This window comes from Streptomyces ureilyticus (assembly GCF_011045025.1).
Lineage (GTDB): Bacteria > Actinomycetota > Actinomycetes > Streptomycetales > Streptomycetaceae > Streptomyces > Streptomyces ureilyticus.
The window spans coordinates 1-16,719 of the sequence record NZ_JAAKZX010000207.1 but is presented as its reverse complement, the minus strand read 5'-3'; the positions used below and the strand labels follow the sequence as shown (position 1 = coordinate 16,719).

Genomic DNA, 16,719 nt, shown 5'->3' with positions numbered 1-16,719 from the left:
AGCTTGCCGAACTGACGAGGGCTCAGCCCGGTGAACGGGGCTATCCAGGACGGCTCCGACGCCGTGATCACACCAGACACGACAAGATCATCTCACCCGTGACCAGCACTTACGGGACAGCCCTTAGTGAGCTGCACGTCGGTGAAGGAGACCCGGTCATCAGCGAACCGCGCGAGACCGAAAACTACCTGCCCGCCAGCGAACCTTGCCTCGTTGAACATGACCTGCCCGCCAGTGAACCGTGCCTTGTTGAACGTGCCGATCGCACCGGCGAACCGCTTCGTGTACAGGAAGGAGGTTGCCTCGTTGAAGGTGACGTGCGCGCCGGTGAACTGCCCGTCGTTGAAGGTGACCCAGCTGTCGCTTAAAGCCGCGGATTCAGAGCGTTGTGCTGCCGATGTCTGCGTGCTCCATGTGGTGCTGGCTCAATACCAGCCTTTGTGTTTCGGGCTCCGCCGAAAGGCATAGGTGTCGCAGAGCGCTCTGGACAAGCATGGCGCTCACCGGAACGGGACTCTCGGTTGCCTGACCGGATGTCGGCGCACATCCAGCGTTCGGCGTACACAAAGCACCTACACATTCCAGAAAGGAAGTTGATCGCATGACCGAGCACGCGCCCACCTACGAGCCCCCCACCCTGGTTGAGCTCGGTGACTTTGCCGACCTCACCCTCGGCGGCATTCGCCATCTCTCCGTTGACTTCATTACCTCCGCCTACGGCTGGTAATCGTCACCGCTTCTGATCGGGCGACGTCTAGCAGTGAGCAAGTCGTTTGAGAACCCGGACCGGGTCTGTCTCATCCGACTCATCCGGCTTGCTCTCTGTCCTGGCCAGAACACGGTCCGGCCAGCCTTTCGCCGCAAGCCGGGCCCCGGGCACCCGCCCAGCCACCAGGAAGGATCCCCGTGCCTGACAACTACCCATGGTTCGCGGTACTGCCCGACACGAGGGCGGGCGCCGCGGCCGCGCACTCGCTGGAGCCTACGGCTGACCATGTGGTCCCTCATCACTCCGGCCGCCCGTGGATCGTGGGGCGCTGGGGTGCCGACGAGGTGACGATGGCACACGCTGGTCCGGCGCGCATCGCGCTGTTCGGGCATTCCACGGTCACGACCGCCGACCTGTCGCGCATCGTCGGCGGCGCCGACATCGCCACCGTCGAGGAACGGACCCACGACCTTCCCGGGTGCTTCCACCTCGTGGTGACGCTCGATGGCCAGATATGGGCACGCGGGTCGGCTTCCGGGATGCGGCGGCTCTTCCACCGCGAGGTGGGCGGCGCGACCGTGCTTGCCGACCATTGCGGCGTCATCACAAGTCCCGGGGCGAGCGTGGACGAGCGCTCCCTCGTACTCCGGCTTCTCAACCCGCCGCTCACCGAGGATCTGGAGGCGCGCTGCCTGTGGCGCGGCACCCATCCCGTTCCCGCTTGTACAGCGGCCGTCCTGGAGCGCGACGGCACGATGCGTACATCGCAGTGGTGGCGCCCGGTCGAGGCGGACCGGTCCCCTGCCGACGGGGTCGCCGGGATCGCCGAGGCGCTCGCCGATGCGGTGGCTGCACGCGCCGCCCACCACTCCACCATCAGCGCCGACCTGTCCGGCGGCTGGGACTCGACCAGTCTGTGCTTCTTGGCGTCGCGCACCAACTCCCGTCTGGTGACCTACCGGTGGGACTCCACCGACGACGGCAATGACGACGGCGCCTACGCCGCCCTCGCCCGCGATGCGCTCCCCCACGCCGAGCACCAGGTCGTCAGGTCCAGCGACCTCCCCCTCTGGTTCGCCGACCTCGACACCCTGGGTCCCGTCCTGGACGAGCCACTCCGGTGGGCACGCGTGCGCGCCACCACGGTGGAGCATGCCCGCAGGATCGCTGCGACCGGTTCACGGGTGCACCTCAACGGCCAGGGCGGCGACGAACTGTTCGCAGGCAACTCGATGTACCTGCACGACCTGTTCGGTCGGCGGCCCCTGGCCGCATGGCAGCGCGCGAAGGGCTACCGCGCCATGCTGCGCTGGCCCGCTCTGGCCACGTTGCGGCAACTGGGCGACCGCAAGGGCTACGCAAGCTCACTGGCCCGCGCGACCGAGAGCCTCGACGCCCCCCTGATCAAGCTCAGCACACCAAACCTGGGGTGGATCAACCCCTCCCGCCTGCCCCCATGGGTGACCCCGGACGCGCACGACATGGCCGCCGCAGAGATCCGCGCCAGCGCAACGCACGCCGCCCCCTTGGCACTGCGGCGCGGCCCGCACACCAAGTACCAGGCAGTACGCACCTCCGGCCTGGGCATGCGCGTACTTGCCCAGTTGTACCGGAGCGCGGGCGTGGAGTTGACCAGCCCCTACCTGGATGACGTGGTCGTGTCGACGGTGCTGCGCGTGGACGGTACCGAGATGTGCGACCCGTACCGCTTCAAGCCGCTGCTCGCCGACGCCATGCGCGACGTCGTGCCGAGCGAGATCCTGACGCGGCGCACCAAGGGCGAGTTCAGCGCCGACGCGTTCGCCGGGCTGAAGCGTCACAAGGCCACCCTGCTGGAGCTGACCGAGGACATGCGGCTGGCCCGCATGGGCTTGGTCGACCCCGACGGGCTGCGCAGCGCCATCATCGGGCCACACACCGACTCGACGATGTTCGGGCACATCGAATCCACTCTCGGCATCGAAACCTGGCTGCGTCAGGTGCAGCGCAGCGCCCCGGCCCTCGCACCCACCGACCTCAACCGGACCAGGAAGGCCACATGTCCCTGACCTTGCGCCCCGATGTGTCCGCCGTCCCCACCGACGACGGCATGGTGCTGCTCGACGAGCGCACCGGCCGCTACTTCCAGCTCAACGGCACTGGTGCCGCCATCGCCCAGGAACTGCTGGACGGCACCGGCCCCGAGGAGACAGCCATACGTGTCGCCAAGCGGTACTCGGTCGAGTCCGACCGGGTGGCCGCCGACATCAACGCGCTGATGCGCGCCTTGCGGGAAGCGGGCTTGGCTGCCCTGTGAGGGAGTCGCGCACCTGCCGCAGACGCCACGCCACACGATCCCCCAGACGGTCACCAGACGAGAAAGGACACAGGACATGAGCATGCCCCTGGCGATGCCGGAGCGTAAGAAGCCTCCGCTTCGCCGCAGGGTCGCGGGGCACACGGCCGTTATCGCCGCACGGCTGCTGGCACGGACCTCTCCGCGACGCATCTGCAGGATCCTCGCGCTGCTGGCGCGCGGCGCCCGCCCGTGCAGCGCCGAGGATGCGCAGCGTGCCCGTGACACGGTGGTCGCCGTCAGCGCCCTGTGCGCGGGTGAGGGCTGCCTGCCGCGGTCCCTGGCCACCGTCCTGCTGTGCCGGATGACCGGAACGCAGCCCACCTGGTGCACGGGCGTACGCACCGAGCCGTTCCGGGCACACGCCTGGGTCGAAGTCGGCGAAACACCCGTCGGCGAGCCATGGCCCGCCGGTTACTACCGGCCGATGTTGCGGGTACGGGTGGCCTGAGCTTGACTCTGTCGGGGATCTTGGGGACGAGGTCAACTGCCGAGGGTTCGCCAAGACTTCGACCGAGGGATGCCGGGCTGGTCCAGAAAGGTCTGGAAGGCGGTCGGCGGTCTCGGTGAGGGGGTTTCCTCGGTCGGTGGCCGGCCGCTGAGGCGCTCGATGTTCACGGCGATCGCCGTGAGTACGTGTTGCAGGTGGGCTTTCGGCTGTCTGACCCTCCCCCGGAACTGACACCAACACCCAGCCGGCCAGAGTGCCTTCGATCCCCGCGGCAGGGGGTGCCATTGCCCCCGCCGCCGGATCCAATCCGGTGCTGACCTGCCATCAGCTGGTCATGACGGTGTGACCGAAGGCGAACAGCACTCCAGCGATCCGGACGGCTTCAGCTCGCTCCTGTCCGGGCTTCGTGTACACCTCGACCTCCAAGACCCAGACAAAGCCAAGGAAGAGGCAGACCGCGACGACGAGGAGTAGCCAGACAAGCTCCTTCGCGCTGACCTAGCAGCACAATGAAGGTTCCCGCGCGGGCCGGCGATGTCGCGCATCAGAGGGGGCAAAGGTGACCGGGCCTGACGAAGACCCCTGGGCGTCGGACGATACGCCGCCATGGGAAAAGCCGATCCCATTGAAGATCCCCAAGCCGTCACCTCCCCCGGAGTCACCACCAGCCCACTTGGACTACCCACCGGTGCACAACGGCCTGGACTACCTGCGCAGTGTGGTGAGCCACCTCGATCAGGACGAGCCGGGCCCCCGGGACCTCAAGTACGCCGTCCTGCACCTCCAGGCGGCCGCCGAGACGCTCCTCAAGGCCCGATTGGTTGCCCTTGACTGGCGCAAGATCTTCGCCAAGGAGGACGAGGCGGACCATGCCGCGTACCGGAACGGCGACTTCAAGAGCTGCTCGCTCGACGAGGTCATCAAGCGGCTGCGGGCGGCGGGGATAGAGATCGAGCCGGAGGACAAGGGGAACATCACCCACCTCGGGAAGTTGCGCAACCAGCTCCAGCACTTCGGCATCACCACGGGCGCCCAGGCCGTGGAAGCACGCGCCACGCACGTGCTGGACTTCCTCATCGCGTTCGTCGACGACTATCTGCGGCCGGGCCTGTCGGGCTCCGAGGCCCAGCACCTGGACGAGGAGATGCGCAACGTCCGGGTGGCCCTGCCGCGGATCCGGGGGTACGTCAAGATCATCATGGATAGGGTTGCGCGCGAGCTGGCCGGCCGTGAGTGGTACACCATGCGCTGCCCGGACTGCAGCCAGTGGGCACTGCTCGCAGAAGGCGGAGAGGTCACCTGCCTGTTCTGCGACAAGAACTGGGATGCGGAGCTGTTCCCTCTCGAATACGCCACGGGAGTGCTGGGGCACTCCCTGCGTGAATATCGCAAGGGCGAGCCCGCCGCCGAGCACTGCCCCGAGTGCGGCGCCGACGCGCTGATCGGCGAGGCCTACCTGGCCAGCGCACCAGAGGAACAAGTCCAGTACTGCTTCGGCTGCTCAACCGTCTTCAAAGGGCTGATGACCTGCATGCGCTGCACCTTGCTGTTCCAGCCGCCCGAAGACGGCTTCCCGATCTGCGCCGACTGTCTTTACGGAAACAGCGGCTGAGGATCACAGGCCGCAGATGCCCTCCGGATCAAGATCGACAGCGGCTCCACCGTGTATCGGCGGACGTCGAAGCCGCCGTCGCTGACGTGCCGCCACGAGGGGTGAGCCGCTGCCACCTCTGGCACCCGTCGGATGCAGTCGGGATCACCGCATGCGGATCTCCTTAAAGACGCTCCTTCCGCATCTGGTGCTGTCTCGGTAATGGCGGAACCCGATCCGCGTGGTGGTCCCGCTGCGGACGGACTGGCGCGAGGAGCCACCGCTGCACGGCTAGACGGAACTGGTGGTGCTGGTCGGCAGGGCCTGCTGATAGAGCGCCACCAACACACCGTGCACGGGCTGATCCTCTGCATTCTCCTCGGCCTCGTCGACCAGTTGGGCGAGGGCCTCGCCGAGTTCTCTTGCCTTCGCGGGGCTCAGACGCAGGTGGCGCAGTGTCAGGTGGACGACCTCCGAGGACCGGCAGGCGACACCCTGAACATCTATAGGTACCTCTGCCTCGCGCCGTCCTTCATGCTGAGGCCGTACCGCAGGACCATGGAGAGGCAGGACCATGAAGAGGATCCGTATGTCGCGTACCCGGGCGGCTCTGACAACCGGAGTTGTCCTACTGTCCGGAATCGGCCTCAACATGGCAGCAGCGGGACCGGCTGCTGCCGGGAACTGCACGTACATCGTTGGCCAGGAGCTGTGCGGACGCGTCAACAACAGCAGCAAGTCAGACAAGTGGCTGGTCGTTGCCGACAACTGGAACTGCGGCGGCAGCGGCACCGCATGCGGCAACAAGGTCCGGCTCTACCCGGGCGAACGCTCCGTGGACGGCTCGGACGGTATGAAGGACGCAGACGGCGTATACGTCCCGAACGGCTGCACCGGCCAGGTCAGTCAGGCCGTGCACTTGCCCTCTGGCTGGCACAAGATCAAGGACAACATCGGCTACCAAACCGTCCGGATCCACTGCTGACAGCTGCCTCTGAGGTTCCCCCGCTGTGCGAAAGGTGCCGATCAGCGATCAGCTGGTCGGAGCGGGTTGAGGGGGTTTCGTTGGTTCGGTAGTCCGCTGCGCGGAGTAGTGATTCTCCTCGAGCTCGAACTTCTGCGAGACAGGACAACAGCTCAGACGATCGTCTCCCGCCGCGGCCGCCGCCCCGGATTGGCGTTTCCAGTCGAAACGGCCCTCCACGCAGTGGCCTCGTAGTCAGGAGGCTGCCCGTTCCTCCACCTCCCAGGACGCGATCAGGGCCTCGCATAAGACCGACTAGAGCGCCTCGCTGGGCTGTCGGGATGCATTGCCCGGAGGGGCGGCGACAAAAGGCGGCCACGAGAAGGGACGGTACCTCGGCGAAGAGGGCAAGCCCTGGCACGAGAGAGTTAGGAGCTCGGCAGTGCGGCGGACCGCCGCGTCAGTGAACCTCTTTCATCCTGTGTATTCGCAGGTGAGGAGGGTGTGGATGGCTGTGACCGTTCTGCCGATGCGGTTCGTTGAACACCGGGCTTGTCGTAGCAGTCGCCAGGATTTGAGGCGGGCGAAGGCGCGTTCGCCTGGAGCGCGGAGACGTGCATGGTCGAGGTTGTACTGCTGGTAGTGCTCTGGGAGTTCGCGGTGGCCGTAGTAGGGGGTGCGGACGGTGGCGCCGGCGCCTTGGTAAGCACGGTCGGCCAGGACGAGGATCTGCCGGGTCAGACATGCCTGCACGATGCCGTGGGCGCGGGCTGCTGTCAGATCGTGGGTGCGGCCTGGTGTCGCACGGGAGAACCAGAGCGGCGTGCCGTCCGGACGCGCGATGACCTGCACGTTCATGCCGTGCTTCTTGTGTTTCTGCGAGTAGTACGGCTCGTCCGCGGCCACTCTGTCGGTAGGGATCACCGTGCCGTCGACGATGACGAAGTCACCCTCACCCGGCCCGGTAAGGGGCTCGTGCAGCCCCGGTGCCCACGAGGCCAGGACCTCGATCGTCTCGTCCACGTACCGCCACGCCGTCGCCTCGGAGACGCCGAAGCCTGCCCCCACCTGCGCCAATGTCTCGTTCTTCCGCAGATGTGCGAGGACCAGCAGGGCCTGCTTGAAGCAGCCCAACTTCCGCCATGGCGAGTTCAGTTCACGCCTTCGGGCGTAGATGAGCCACGAGACGTGCTCAACGAGCTCATACGGGACGTCGAGCATGGAAGGATACGGAACCAACGAAGCCCCCCGGCCGATGGCGTGTTGAGTGGAATCACCACACCAACGACGAGGGGCTTCGTCATGTCACCATCCCGCTGACCAGGCCATTTCACACCTGCGGCACAGGATGAAAGAGGTTCAGTGAGCCTTTTCAGCGTTGCCGCTCCAGGGTGAGGACGGCGGCGGCGATTGACGGCATTCGATTCGGGCTGCACCTAGACCTGCGGAAGATCCGCCACGACTTGAGCCGTGCGACGCCGCGCTCGACCGGTGCCCGGGCTGCGGACAGCGCCCGGTTGACGGTTTGCTGTGTTGGCGTGAGGTCGCGGCCCGGCGGGCGTCTGAAGGGCGTCGTCACCCACGGGCCGGCTCCCATGTAGGCGCGGTCGGCGAGGACGGGGACGCCCTGCCGTTCGCAGACCCGGATGATCCGGTGGGTGCGGGCCGCGGTCAGGTCGTGGGCACGGCCGGGCACGGCGGGCGAGAGCCACAGCAGTCGCCCGCCCGGGTCGGTCACCACCTGCACGTTCACTCCGTGCTGGCGGTGCTTGTGGGAGTAGTCGGCCCGGCTGTCGCCGACCCGGTCGCACTCCGCCAGGGTGCCGTCCAGCGGGACGTAGTCGGGGTCGGCTTCCCGCAGGGCCCTTAGCAGGCCGGGGGCACGGTCGGCGAGCAGGTCGACGACGGCTGCCGCGTATGCGTGGGCGGTGCCCACCGAGATACCGAAGCCGACGGCGCTCTCCGCGAGGGTGTCGTGCCGGCGCAGGTACACCAGGCCGACGAGCGCACGCTGGTGCGGCGGGAGTTTGCTGCGGCGGTCATCCTCGCGGGTGACGATGAGCATGGTGACCCACTCGACCAGGGCGTGGGGCAGGTCGAGTGCGGCAGGATGGGGAACCAACGCGGCTCCTGTGCCTGTGGGTTGAGACTTCGAACACCTCCCCCAACGGCACGGAGCCTCGTGCGTTGCGCACACCACCGGCGTCACCCGATCAGTGGCCGTACTGAAAAGGCTCAATGCCTGGGATGGTCTGCCGTGTCATCACGTCGCTGGGCATGAGCGTCCTTCCCGGACCGGTCAGAGTTCGGCACGCAGCTCGATGGACATGCCGACGTCTCGCAGGCTCATCGGCGGCCGGGGGTCGAGTAGGTCGGGCATGGTGCGGTTCGAGTCAGCGTTGAGCCGGGCCTGCCGGACGGTCTCGTGGACGAACGTCTCGATCTCTTGGGCGTGCCTACGGAACCGGGGGTCAGCAGGGTCAATGCCGAAGCCATCTCGGAGTTCGTCGATCAGTGTCGATTCGTCGATGGCTCCGGCGTTGAGCGCAGCGACGACGGCGTGGGACTGGCGTAGCTTCTTGTGTCCGCGGCCGCTAGCGAGCCAGTCGTGCTCGTGCTTTTGGTAGAGCCACGCCATCAGGCCTCCGGGCAGGACACGCTGCAGCACAGGGAGGCTTTCGCGGTTGACCGGCACTTTATGGACGAGGCGGTCAAGGTAGGAGGCCCATTTCGCAAACCAGCGGAAGGCGCTGGTATCCCGGTCGCGCATCGGGTTGATGAGGCAGAACACGAGGCCGGGCTCGTTGCGGCCAACCCGGGCGGAAGCCTGGATGAGCTCGGCCGCTTGGTTGGGCATGCCCATCACGGTCATGATGCCGAGGCGGCTGACGTCAACGCCGTGGCTGATGGCGCGAGTCGCGGCCAGGATCCGGATCCGCTCCTCTGGGTCGGCGGGCGAGTTTTCAAGTCGCTCCAGGTCTGTACGGATGTTGAGGAAACCCACGTCGGAGGTGATCCGGCTGATGTTCGCTTCGGTGGCAACCAGTTCGGGGTACTCGGAGATGTCACGCACGTAGTTGTCGAGTTCGTCGATGCGCAGCCCGTAGGTGGTGTGCACCTCGTACCATCGGGTCGCGGCCTGTGCGACGCGTGGCGCGTCGGAGGGCGGCAGTGCGCATTCAGCGGCAACATCGACGGGATTTGTGGCGATGTCCGCGCGGAAGCGGGCGTGGACGAGGGTTATCTCGCGGGCTGCGGTGACCATGGTGATGCGGCGCGGCAGGATGCCGACGTAGCGGCGCAGGGGCCGGCCGTGCTGTGCTGCCGCCCAGCCGTCTCCTCGGTGGTGGGACCGGCGACCGGGAATCGGCGCGGATTCTCCCGCCGGTACAGGTGATCTGCTTGCTCGCGGTAGCCCTCGATGGTGGCGGTCGCTCCGACGACCTGCATGGGCGGGTGTCCCAGGCTTTCGGAGATGGCTTCGAACAGAGTCTCGTAATTTCCGTCGAGTGCTCCGAGGCTCTCGTCCAGCAGGTGCATCTCGTCAGCGATCTCCAGGCGCGCGGAGCCGAAGCCTGGCGACACCGGAGCGCGGACGGCCCTGCAGCCGAAGATGGCGCAGTAGTTCGGGTCTGCGCCGTATCCGTGCTGCGGGCAGCGGGCCGCGGCTCCGCCGAGCAGGACGCGAAACTCGGAGTTCTGCCCGAGCTTGTCGACCGTGCCGACAAGCACGCTCGGTGCGGTCCGGTAGATGTTCTTGTCGACCGACCAGACCGGCAGGGTTCCGGCCAGCGGGCAGCGTGGGTTGGTGCAGCGGTGCTCCATGAGCTGAGCGGTGTCGTTCCATGCGACCTCGACCTTGTCCGGCCCGCGGCAAGCCGGGCACGTCTCCAGGACGCGACACGCCTCCGCTGTCTCCGCCCGGCGGGGGTCGGGGCCGCTGTAGTACCGGCCGCCGGGGTGGGGAACCTTGAGGTCGTTCGGGGTGTTGCCGCCGCCGACGAAGTAGCCGACGGCGAACGGGTCGCCGTGTGCAGTGGACGGGGTGGCGCGGCGGACGATCTCGGCGGCGAACACCGCCTGGGCGAATCGCTCGGTCTGCTGCAGGCTGAGCAGCCGCAACGGAAAGCGGGCCCACACCTGGGCGCCAGCCGTGGTGCCGGTCAGCCGGCCGTAGAACAGCACAACCCCCATGAGCCCGAGGTACGCCTCCGTCTTGCCGCCACCAGTCGGGAACCACAGGATGCCGACCTCGCTGCGGTGCGCGGCAGGATCGGCAACACCAGGCAGGCAGCCGACGATCCAGGCGAGCTGGAACGGCCGCCACTGGCTGTAGCCCTTGGCTGCCGCCACCTGCCCCATGCTGGTGTTCGCGAGTCGGAACGCTTGCAGGAGGTGAGGGTCGGCACGCAGTGCCGCGATCCCGGCACGGATCCAGTCGATCTCCTCGCGCGCGGCGTCCGCGTCATCGTCGGTTTTCTCCCTGGTCGCCGTGTCCCACTGCTCTTCGCGGGCGAGCGCGTCAAGGGCCGTGGCGGACCAGTGCTTTTGGACCCAGGACTCGGCGGCGTCCGCAAGTGCGTGAAGGGCGGGCAGGGGGTCGGTGGCCATGGTGGCGAAGCTGCTGTCGGGCGTGCCGTCGTCTGCGGCGGTGCGCGGCTCCACCCTGTCGGTGGTGGCCACGGCGACATGCGCGGTCGTCAGCCTGGTGAGTCCGTCTCCGGCATCGTTGGCGACCAGCGCGCTGTTGTGGCCGAAGCCGGGCACCTGGCGGTCGTAGCGGTAGGAGTCAGCGATCTGCTCAAGCGTGTGCGGAATGATGGGCACACTCGGTACGGCCGACAGACGCACCTCGTACAACGCCGTATCGACGTAGTCACGGCCGTAGGCGACGGCGTCCGTCGGGTCGGTGTACTGGTGTTCGGGCGGCGGGCTGGTGTTGACGACGGTGAGGAGCAGCGTGGTCGTGCCGTCGTCGTGGGGGTCAGCTCGGTATCGAGTGCGGCCCGCCACAGGGATAGCGCCACATCGGCAGCCGGGGACGAGATTGTCACGACAGTAGGCCGCCCACCTGTCGTCGTCACTCATGCCGGTTGTGCATGCCCTGTACCGTGCGACTGTCGGCGAACGTGGCCGACAGTGGCCGAACGACGAGATGAGCCCGCAGCTCGAAGATACCGAACCCCCTACCGGGCGTTCCGGCTCTTCCTGTGGGGCGGCACACACGCATTCAACGTCAACGCGATGCAGGCCTACCACCTTGTTGTCGAACGCACCGCCGAGCCCGGTCCCTGACCGTCCCGCCTCCGCAGGCTCGCGTTGAAAGGCTGCCGGTCTTCACGGGACTCTCCGCCCGCCACAGTCAAGCAGAAAGCTTCTGCTCCAGATGTCGGGCTTGATGTGCAGGCGACGGGATGTGCACCGACGGAATTCGAGCCCCACAGCCGTCGGTCACTCCTGGATGGGTGTGAGCAGGGACTTCTCCAGGATCACCGGAAGCGACAGGGTGCGGTAGCCGACTGAGGCGAACAGTACGGTGATTCGGTGGTCCTCCTCGCTGAGGACCTCGCCGTCCCCCCACTGGGGGTGGCGGACCCGGACACCGGGCGCGAACGCGTGGTCGCGGCCTTCGGGCGAGGCGGTGCGTGGGCGCGGCAGGTCTGGAAGGGCGTCGGCCCGGGCACCCGCTTGCTGCAGGCACCTGTCGCAGTTGTCGCACCGGGTGTGCAACTGCTCGCCGAAGTAACCGAGCAGGAAACGCCGTCGGCAGCCGGTGGTCTCGGCCAGGCCGCGCATCATCTCGACCCGCGAGCGTTCCAGTCTCTCGTGCGCGGCGCCACGCCTCACGGCCTGATCGACTGCGTCTCCCAGATCGGCACCGGGCACCCGGGACACCTTTCCGCGCTCCACGGTGACGGCCTGGGCCTGCTCCAGCAGATTGAGCACCGCGGTCAGTCTGCCGGCGGACAGACCGGTCTTCTGCTGGAGCTCTGTGGGTTTCACCGCTGTCGTGTGCTCCCACACAGTGAGGGCGACCCTCTTGATCGTGTCAGGATCCGGGCGGCCGGTGGAGAAGAACTTCTGCAGTCCGAGATCCTCTTTGCGGTAATGCAGGATCGCCCGGGCCGCCGCACCGTCCCGTCCCGCCCGGCCTATCTCCTGGTAGTAGGCGTCGAGCGATCCGGGCACCGAAGCGTGCAGTACGAACCGCACGTCGGGTTTGTCGATCCCCATGCCGAACGCCGAGGTGGCCACCACCATGTCCAGCTCTCCGGCCAGGAAACGGTCGTGCACCGCGGCGCGTTCGGCTGACCGGGTGCCTGCGTGGTAGGCGGCCGCGGCCAGGCCGAGTTGGCTCAGCTCCGCGGCGTACGTCTCGGCGTCCTTGCGCGTCGCGGCGTAGACGATGCCCGGCTTGGGCTCGGCGGCCGCCCGTTCCACCACTGATCGTCGTTTGGCTGCGTCATCGAGGAAGTGGGTCACCTCCAGGCGGATGTTGGGCCGGTCGTAGCCCGCCGCCACCTCCCGGACCTTGCGCATGCCCAGCTGTTCGACGATGTCGGCGCGCACCGGTGCCGCGGCGCTGGCGGTGAGCGCGAGGATCGGAGGGCGCCCGACGCTCTCCGCGGCCTGCCGAAGCCTGAGGTAGTCGGGCCGGAAGTCGTGCCCCCAGGACGACACGCAGTGCGCCTCGTCCACGACGAACAGAGATGGCTTCAGTGCGCTCAGCCGCTCCAGCACCTCCTGCTTGGCCAGCTGTTCCGGGGCCAGAAACAGAAACCGCGCTTCGCCGCCGCTCACGCTCGCCCAAGCCCGCTCGTTCTGCGTCTGGCTCATCGACGAGTTGATCGCCACCGCGGTCTGGCCACCTCTCCGCAGCAGCCCGGCGACCTGGTCCCGCTGGAGGGCGATCAACGGAGACACCACGAGCGTCGGACCGGGCAGCAGCGTGCCCGGCACCTGATACACGGCCGACTTGCCCGAACCGGTCGGCATGACCACGATGGCATCCCGGCGGGCCATGACCGCCTTCATCCCAGTGAGCTGGCCGGGGCGCAGTTGGTCCCACCCGAAGACCCTTCGCGCCGCTCTGCGTAGCCGGCGGGCGGCGAACAGCCTGGTCAGCATGGAACTCCCTGTGCAGTCCAGCGCGCCGGGGTGACCCGACCGCGCGTTCTTCGGTCTACTACGGCTCTGCGGCGGGCCGCTGCGGCCGAGGCGATCCGCCCGGTGACAGTAACGCAGGAGGCGGACCGTCTCCTGTGGCGTCCGCCTCAGACGGCCACGCACGGTCGTCACCCGATGTGGAGGAACCGGTGTTGCGCCGTGGGCCCTCGATGAGTACCAACGGTGCGGGCTGGCCACCGCGGGCCTGGAGGCGCTGCGCCTCGAGCACCCCGGCCTGTCCTGGCACACACTGGGCGGCCAGTTAGCGGGGAGTTATCTGGCCGCCAGTGATCACTCCGCGTGAGCAGGCCCGTGCCGGCTTGCCACGGTGGAGCCCTGGCCTAATCGGGCCGCGATGTGCGCCGCCCCGAACAGGCACTTGGCCATGCCGAGGCGTTCATACGTGGCGATGTCCGGCGCGTTACCGGTGAGCACCATGAGCGCGGCGCGGCCGTGCTGGTTGACGAGGGCGTCCACGACGAAGCCGCACACGGCCCGCGCAAGATCGCGCCCCGGGCGGCGGGGTGGGTGACCATCCCGCCCATGAACCCGCACCCGGCCGCGGACCACGCGTCCGCCGCCACCGCTAGCGGCTTCGCCCCGACGCTGCTGTCCACCTCGCCTACAGCCTCCGGCCCAGCGGCGCATGCCCGCGCGTCCCGGCTGCACGTAGGAGTCAGGGAAGAAGCGGTCGAACAGTGCGGTCGACTGGGCGGACGGTGCCGCAGCACAGCGCGTGGCGCGGGGTGCTGACAGGGAGCCAGGCCAACAGACGGAACACGCCGGTGGGCTGGATGATCAGGGCGAGGTGCCCTCCTGAACTGGGGTGTGGGTCTTCGGTGTTGGGGCCTTGCCACAAGACCGGCCACCAGGCAGTGCCCGGGCGCAGTGACGGGCGCCAGGCGCTCAAGGAGCCGGCGCACCTCTTCCTCGTCCTGGCCGTACGGCTCGGCGTCCCCGGTACAGTCCTCGAGGAGCTCGGTGGCAGAAGTGGCCGCCGGGGAGCCTCGACGTCCACGCGGCGACGTTCGCGAACGGGCCGGAGCGTTCCTCGAGCATCCCGAGGACCTAGGCGCGGGCGTCGTCCACGGCCCGGTGCTCAGTGTCGGTGACGATGCCAAGCCGTCGCACGTGGGCGTACTCGTCTTCGTCCTTCCATGTAAGGCGGCTCAGCTCGGGGTCGACGACCAGGTCCACGGCGAGGTCGAAGGTGTCGAACCCGTCGGGCGTGCGGGCGGGTTGGGGGCTCGAAGTTCACGTACCAGTTCCGCAGCCCGCCGCTCGTGTAGAACGCGTTGATGCTGAACCACGCCGTCGGCGGCTTCCACAGCAGCAGCTCGGTCTCCTGCCACACGCCGGGCGCGAGCTTCCACTCCCCCGTGGCCATCGCGTCGAACGCTTCGGTGCGCACCGACCGGTCGCCGTCCGCGCGGGCCTTGGCGTACAGGGCGGGCCAGCGGGCTTCGGCACCGGGCGCGTAGGCGGTCACCAAGGCCTCGCTGGTGTCGGCGATGACGCGCAGCGCCTGCTCGCTCCACACGCTGCCGCTGCGGTGCACGTCCCGCCTTACGACCGTCTCGCCGGCGTCGAAGGATCGCATCACGCGCCTCTCTGTCCAGGGCCGGGGTGGGCAAGCCACCGGCTGAGGGTGGCTTGCCCAGGCGTCGCCGGGCTTACCCAAGGGGCATCGACGCGAAGATCGCAGCCCTGCAGCAGCGGCAGACCGAGCTGGAACGGGGCCGGTGCACCCGGCCGCGGACACCGAACTGGATCATCGAACCCGGCATCGCTTCCCCGCGGCCTTGTCCTCCGGTGAGGACACGAGCCGCAGCCACGCCGGTTGCCCGGTGGCGGTGCGGGCCGGGGCACCCAAAGTGCGCCCGGCCCAACCCCAGCACTCCCCGCCCGGCCCAACTCGTGGCCCCGGACGCGGGACAAGTGACCGATCAGGGGGCGTGCCCGCGGTGACGAAGTCGGTGACGTGTGGCCTTAGTGGGCGGTTCGTGAGTCTTTGAGGGGATCTGCTGTCGCCTGATGGTGTGGCGGCTGGGCGGAATCTGCCGGTCCGCGGTTGTTGATCTGGTGATGTGATCGGGTGAGTGAACGCAAGCCGTACCCGAGCGACTTATCGGACGAGCAGTGGTCGTTGATCGAGCCGGTGATCACCGCGTGGAAGGACCGGCACCGCTCGGTCAGCGGCCACCAGGGCGCCTACGACATGCGGGAGATCGTGCACGCGATCCTCTACCAGGGGCGGACCGGCTGCCAGTGAGCCTATCTCCCGCACGACCTGCCGCAGAAGAGCGCGACCTACTACTACTTCGCCGCCTGGCGGGACGACGGGACCGACCAGGTCATCCAGCGCGCCAGCGCCCCGGCCTGCCACAGCGGCACCGGCACGGCACCGACATCCTCATCCGCGCCGACAGCGCCGGATCCGCGAAAGCCTTCCTCGCCCACGTCCGCGACCTGCGGAAACGAGGAATTCGTACCTTCTTCTCGGTCGGGTACGCCATCACCGAGCCGGTCCGCCGAGCTGTCCGGGCCGTGCCCGACCGCCCCTGGCATCCCGCCCTGGACCAGGACGGGACGCTGCGTGATGGCGCCGAGGCGGCCGAGCTGACCGGCATGGTCGATCTGGACGGCTACCCCATCGGCACCCGCATCATCGTGCGCCGGGAGCGGCCCCACCCCGGAGCCCAGCTGTCCCTGTTCGACCAGGACGAGGGCCTGCGCCATCAGGTGTTCCTCACCGACACCCCATACTCCGGGGGCGGATCCGCCCAGTTCCTGGAGGTCCGCCACCGTGGGCATGCCACCGTCGAGGACCATATCCGGTGCGGCAAGACCACCGGCTTCGGCCGCTTCCCCTCCCGCGACTTCAACGTCAACGCCGTCTGGCTCGAACTCAGCCTCGCGGCGATCGACCTGCTGGCTTGGACGCGCGTCCTGCTGCTGGACGGGGAACTGGCCACTGCCGAGCCGAAGAAGCTCCGCTACCGGCTGCTGCACGTCGTCGCCCGCCTCACCCGCGGCGGCCGACGCCTGCGCTTGCGGATATCGGCGACCTGGCCCTGGAGAAACGAACTGGCCACAGCCTTCCACCGCCTCGCCGCACTGCCCCGACCCGCCGGCTGACCGGCAACCACCCCGACCGCCCACGACCCGAAGGACCCGGAGAACCCGACCACCGCGCCGGGTCTCCACCGTGTCCGAACACCGAAATCCCGTCGGCCACCCGACAGCTACACCTCAACGACACCTCATCGCCCAACCGAAACGGCGAGGTTAGGAGCTCTTATCGGCTCCTGGCGCTCGTAGCGCACGACGGCTTCGCCCAGGTGCCGCTTCAACTGGGTCAGCAGGTCGGTGTTGGGGCTCGAGATGAAAGCACGCTTGGTCAGTGGGTCGGGGTCGTAGGAGGACACGTACACCCCTTCGCGCTGCGGGATGAGTTCGCTGTCGAGATCATCCGTCACGGCGAACCGGGGTCCCGCCCTCC

General features: G+C 68.1%; 15 protein-coding genes and 4 pseudogenes. 9 read left to right on the top strand and 10 right to left on the bottom strand.

Annotated elements, in window-relative coordinates:
- Nucleotides 1–80, bottom strand: a pseudogene (locus G6048_RS39155) (IS5/IS1182 family transposase); the annotation flags it as partial.
- Between the two features lie 521 nt (nt 81–601).
- Here G6048_RS39155 and G6048_RS39145 point away from each other — a divergent pair.
- The 6 genes from G6048_RS39145 to G6048_RS39120 all read left to right on the top strand — a co-directional run bounded on the left by G6048_RS39145 (nt 602) and on the right by G6048_RS39120 (nt 5,107).
- Complete coding sequence (locus G6048_RS39145) at nt 602–727, top strand: lasso RiPP family leader peptide-containing protein (protein WP_165344355.1); 126 nt, start codon at nt 602–604, stop codon at nt 725–727.
- 179 nt (nt 728–906) lie between these two features.
- Nucleotides 907–2,757 (top strand): asparagine synthase, encoded by a 1,851-nt coding sequence (locus tag G6048_RS39140; protein WP_165344354.1) that lies wholly within the window; start codon nt 907–909, stop codon nt 2,755–2,757.
- The gene (locus tag G6048_RS39135) at nt 2,748–3,005 is read left to right on the top strand and encodes a lasso peptide biosynthesis PqqD family chaperone (protein WP_165344353.1); all 258 of its coding nucleotides are present in this window, start codon (nt 2,748–2,750) and stop codon (nt 3,003–3,005) included. Before G6048_RS39140 ends, G6048_RS39135 begins: the two co-directional genes overlap by 10 nt.
- 76 nt (nt 3,006–3,081) lie before the next feature.
- Nucleotides 3,082–3,495, top strand: coding sequence for a lasso peptide biosynthesis B2 protein (locus G6048_RS39130; protein ID WP_165344352.1), 414 nt, complete (start codon nt 3,082–3,084; stop codon nt 3,493–3,495).
- A 342-nt stretch (nt 3,496–3,837) separates the two neighbouring features.
- On the top strand, nt 3,838–3,969 hold the full coding sequence (locus tag G6048_RS51190; RefSeq protein WP_268979270.1) for a hypothetical protein: 132 nt from the start codon (nt 3,838–3,840) through the stop codon (nt 3,967–3,969).
- 199 nt (nt 3,970–4,168) lie between these two features.
- Nucleotides 4,169–5,107, top strand: a complete 939-nt coding sequence (locus G6048_RS39120; RefSeq protein ID WP_165344351.1) for a hypothetical protein — start codon at nt 4,169–4,171, stop codon at nt 5,105–5,107.
- 270 nt (nt 5,108–5,377) lie between these two features.
- Here G6048_RS39120 and G6048_RS50400 read toward each other — a convergent pair whose 3' ends face one another.
- Nucleotides 5,378–5,662, bottom strand: coding sequence for a hypothetical protein (locus G6048_RS50400; protein WP_235990921.1), 285 nt, complete (start codon nt 5,660–5,662; stop codon nt 5,378–5,380).
- Here G6048_RS50400 and G6048_RS39110 point away from each other — a divergent pair.
- Nucleotides 5,661–6,071, top strand: coding sequence for a hypothetical protein (locus tag G6048_RS39110; protein ID WP_165344350.1), 411 nt, complete (start codon nt 5,661–5,663; stop codon nt 6,069–6,071). The two genes, G6048_RS50400 and G6048_RS39110, sit on opposite strands and share 2 nt — an antisense overlap.
- 453 nt (nt 6,072–6,524) lie before the next feature.
- On the opposite strand, the pseudogene G6048_RS39105 reads toward G6048_RS39110, so the two are convergent.
- The 7 genes and pseudogenes from G6048_RS39105 to G6048_RS39075 form a co-directional block, all read right to left on the bottom strand.
- Nucleotides 6,525–7,330: pseudogene (locus G6048_RS39105) on the bottom strand (transposase family protein).
- A 92-nt stretch (nt 7,331–7,422) separates the two neighbouring features.
- On the bottom strand, nt 7,423–8,172 hold the full coding sequence (locus G6048_RS39100; protein WP_165344348.1) for a transposase family protein: 750 nt from the start codon (nt 8,170–8,172) through the stop codon (nt 7,423–7,425).
- A gap of 177 nt (nt 8,173–8,349) precedes the next feature.
- Nucleotides 8,350–9,315, bottom strand: a complete 966-nt coding sequence (locus G6048_RS39095) for a helicase-related protein (RefSeq protein WP_165344347.1) — start codon at nt 9,313–9,315, stop codon at nt 8,350–8,352.
- Nucleotides 9,291–11,063, bottom strand: coding sequence for a hypothetical protein (locus G6048_RS39090; protein ID WP_165344346.1), 1,773 nt, complete (start codon nt 11,061–11,063; stop codon nt 9,291–9,293). The genes G6048_RS39095 and G6048_RS39090 overlap by 25 nt, the downstream gene beginning before the upstream one ends.
- Before the next feature lie 438 nt (nt 11,064–11,501).
- Nucleotides 11,502–13,178 carry a RecQ family ATP-dependent DNA helicase gene (locus G6048_RS39085; protein WP_165344345.1) on the bottom strand — a complete coding sequence of 559 codons (1,677 nt, stop codon included), beginning with the start codon at nt 13,176–13,178 and terminating at the stop codon, nt 11,502–11,504.
- Nucleotides 13,179–13,508: 330 nt separating this feature from the next.
- Nucleotides 13,509–13,694: a hypothetical protein gene (locus G6048_RS50395; RefSeq protein WP_235990920.1), complete on the bottom strand. Its 186-nt coding sequence runs from the start codon at nt 13,692–13,694 to the stop codon at nt 13,509–13,511.
- A gap of 622 nt (nt 13,695–14,316) precedes the next feature.
- The gene (locus G6048_RS39075; RefSeq protein WP_235990919.1) at nt 14,317–14,817 is read right to left on the bottom strand and encodes a hypothetical protein; all 501 of its coding nucleotides are present in this window, start codon (nt 14,815–14,817) and stop codon (nt 14,317–14,319) included.
- Between the two features lie 495 nt (nt 14,818–15,312).
- On the opposite strand from G6048_RS39075, the pseudogene G6048_RS39070 reads away from it, so the two are divergent.
- A pseudogene (locus tag G6048_RS39070) lies at nt 15,313–15,576 on the top strand (transposase); the annotation flags it as partial.
- 20 nt (nt 15,577–15,596) lie between these two features.
- Nucleotides 15,597–16,355, top strand: a pseudogene (locus G6048_RS39060) (transposase); the annotation flags it as partial.
- Nucleotides 16,356–16,480: 125 nt separating this feature from the next.
- On the opposite strand, the gene G6048_RS39055 reads toward G6048_RS39060, so the two are convergent.
- On the bottom strand, nt 16,481–16,719 hold a 239-nt coding region (locus G6048_RS39055), incomplete at its 5' end, for a hypothetical protein (protein WP_206342681.1).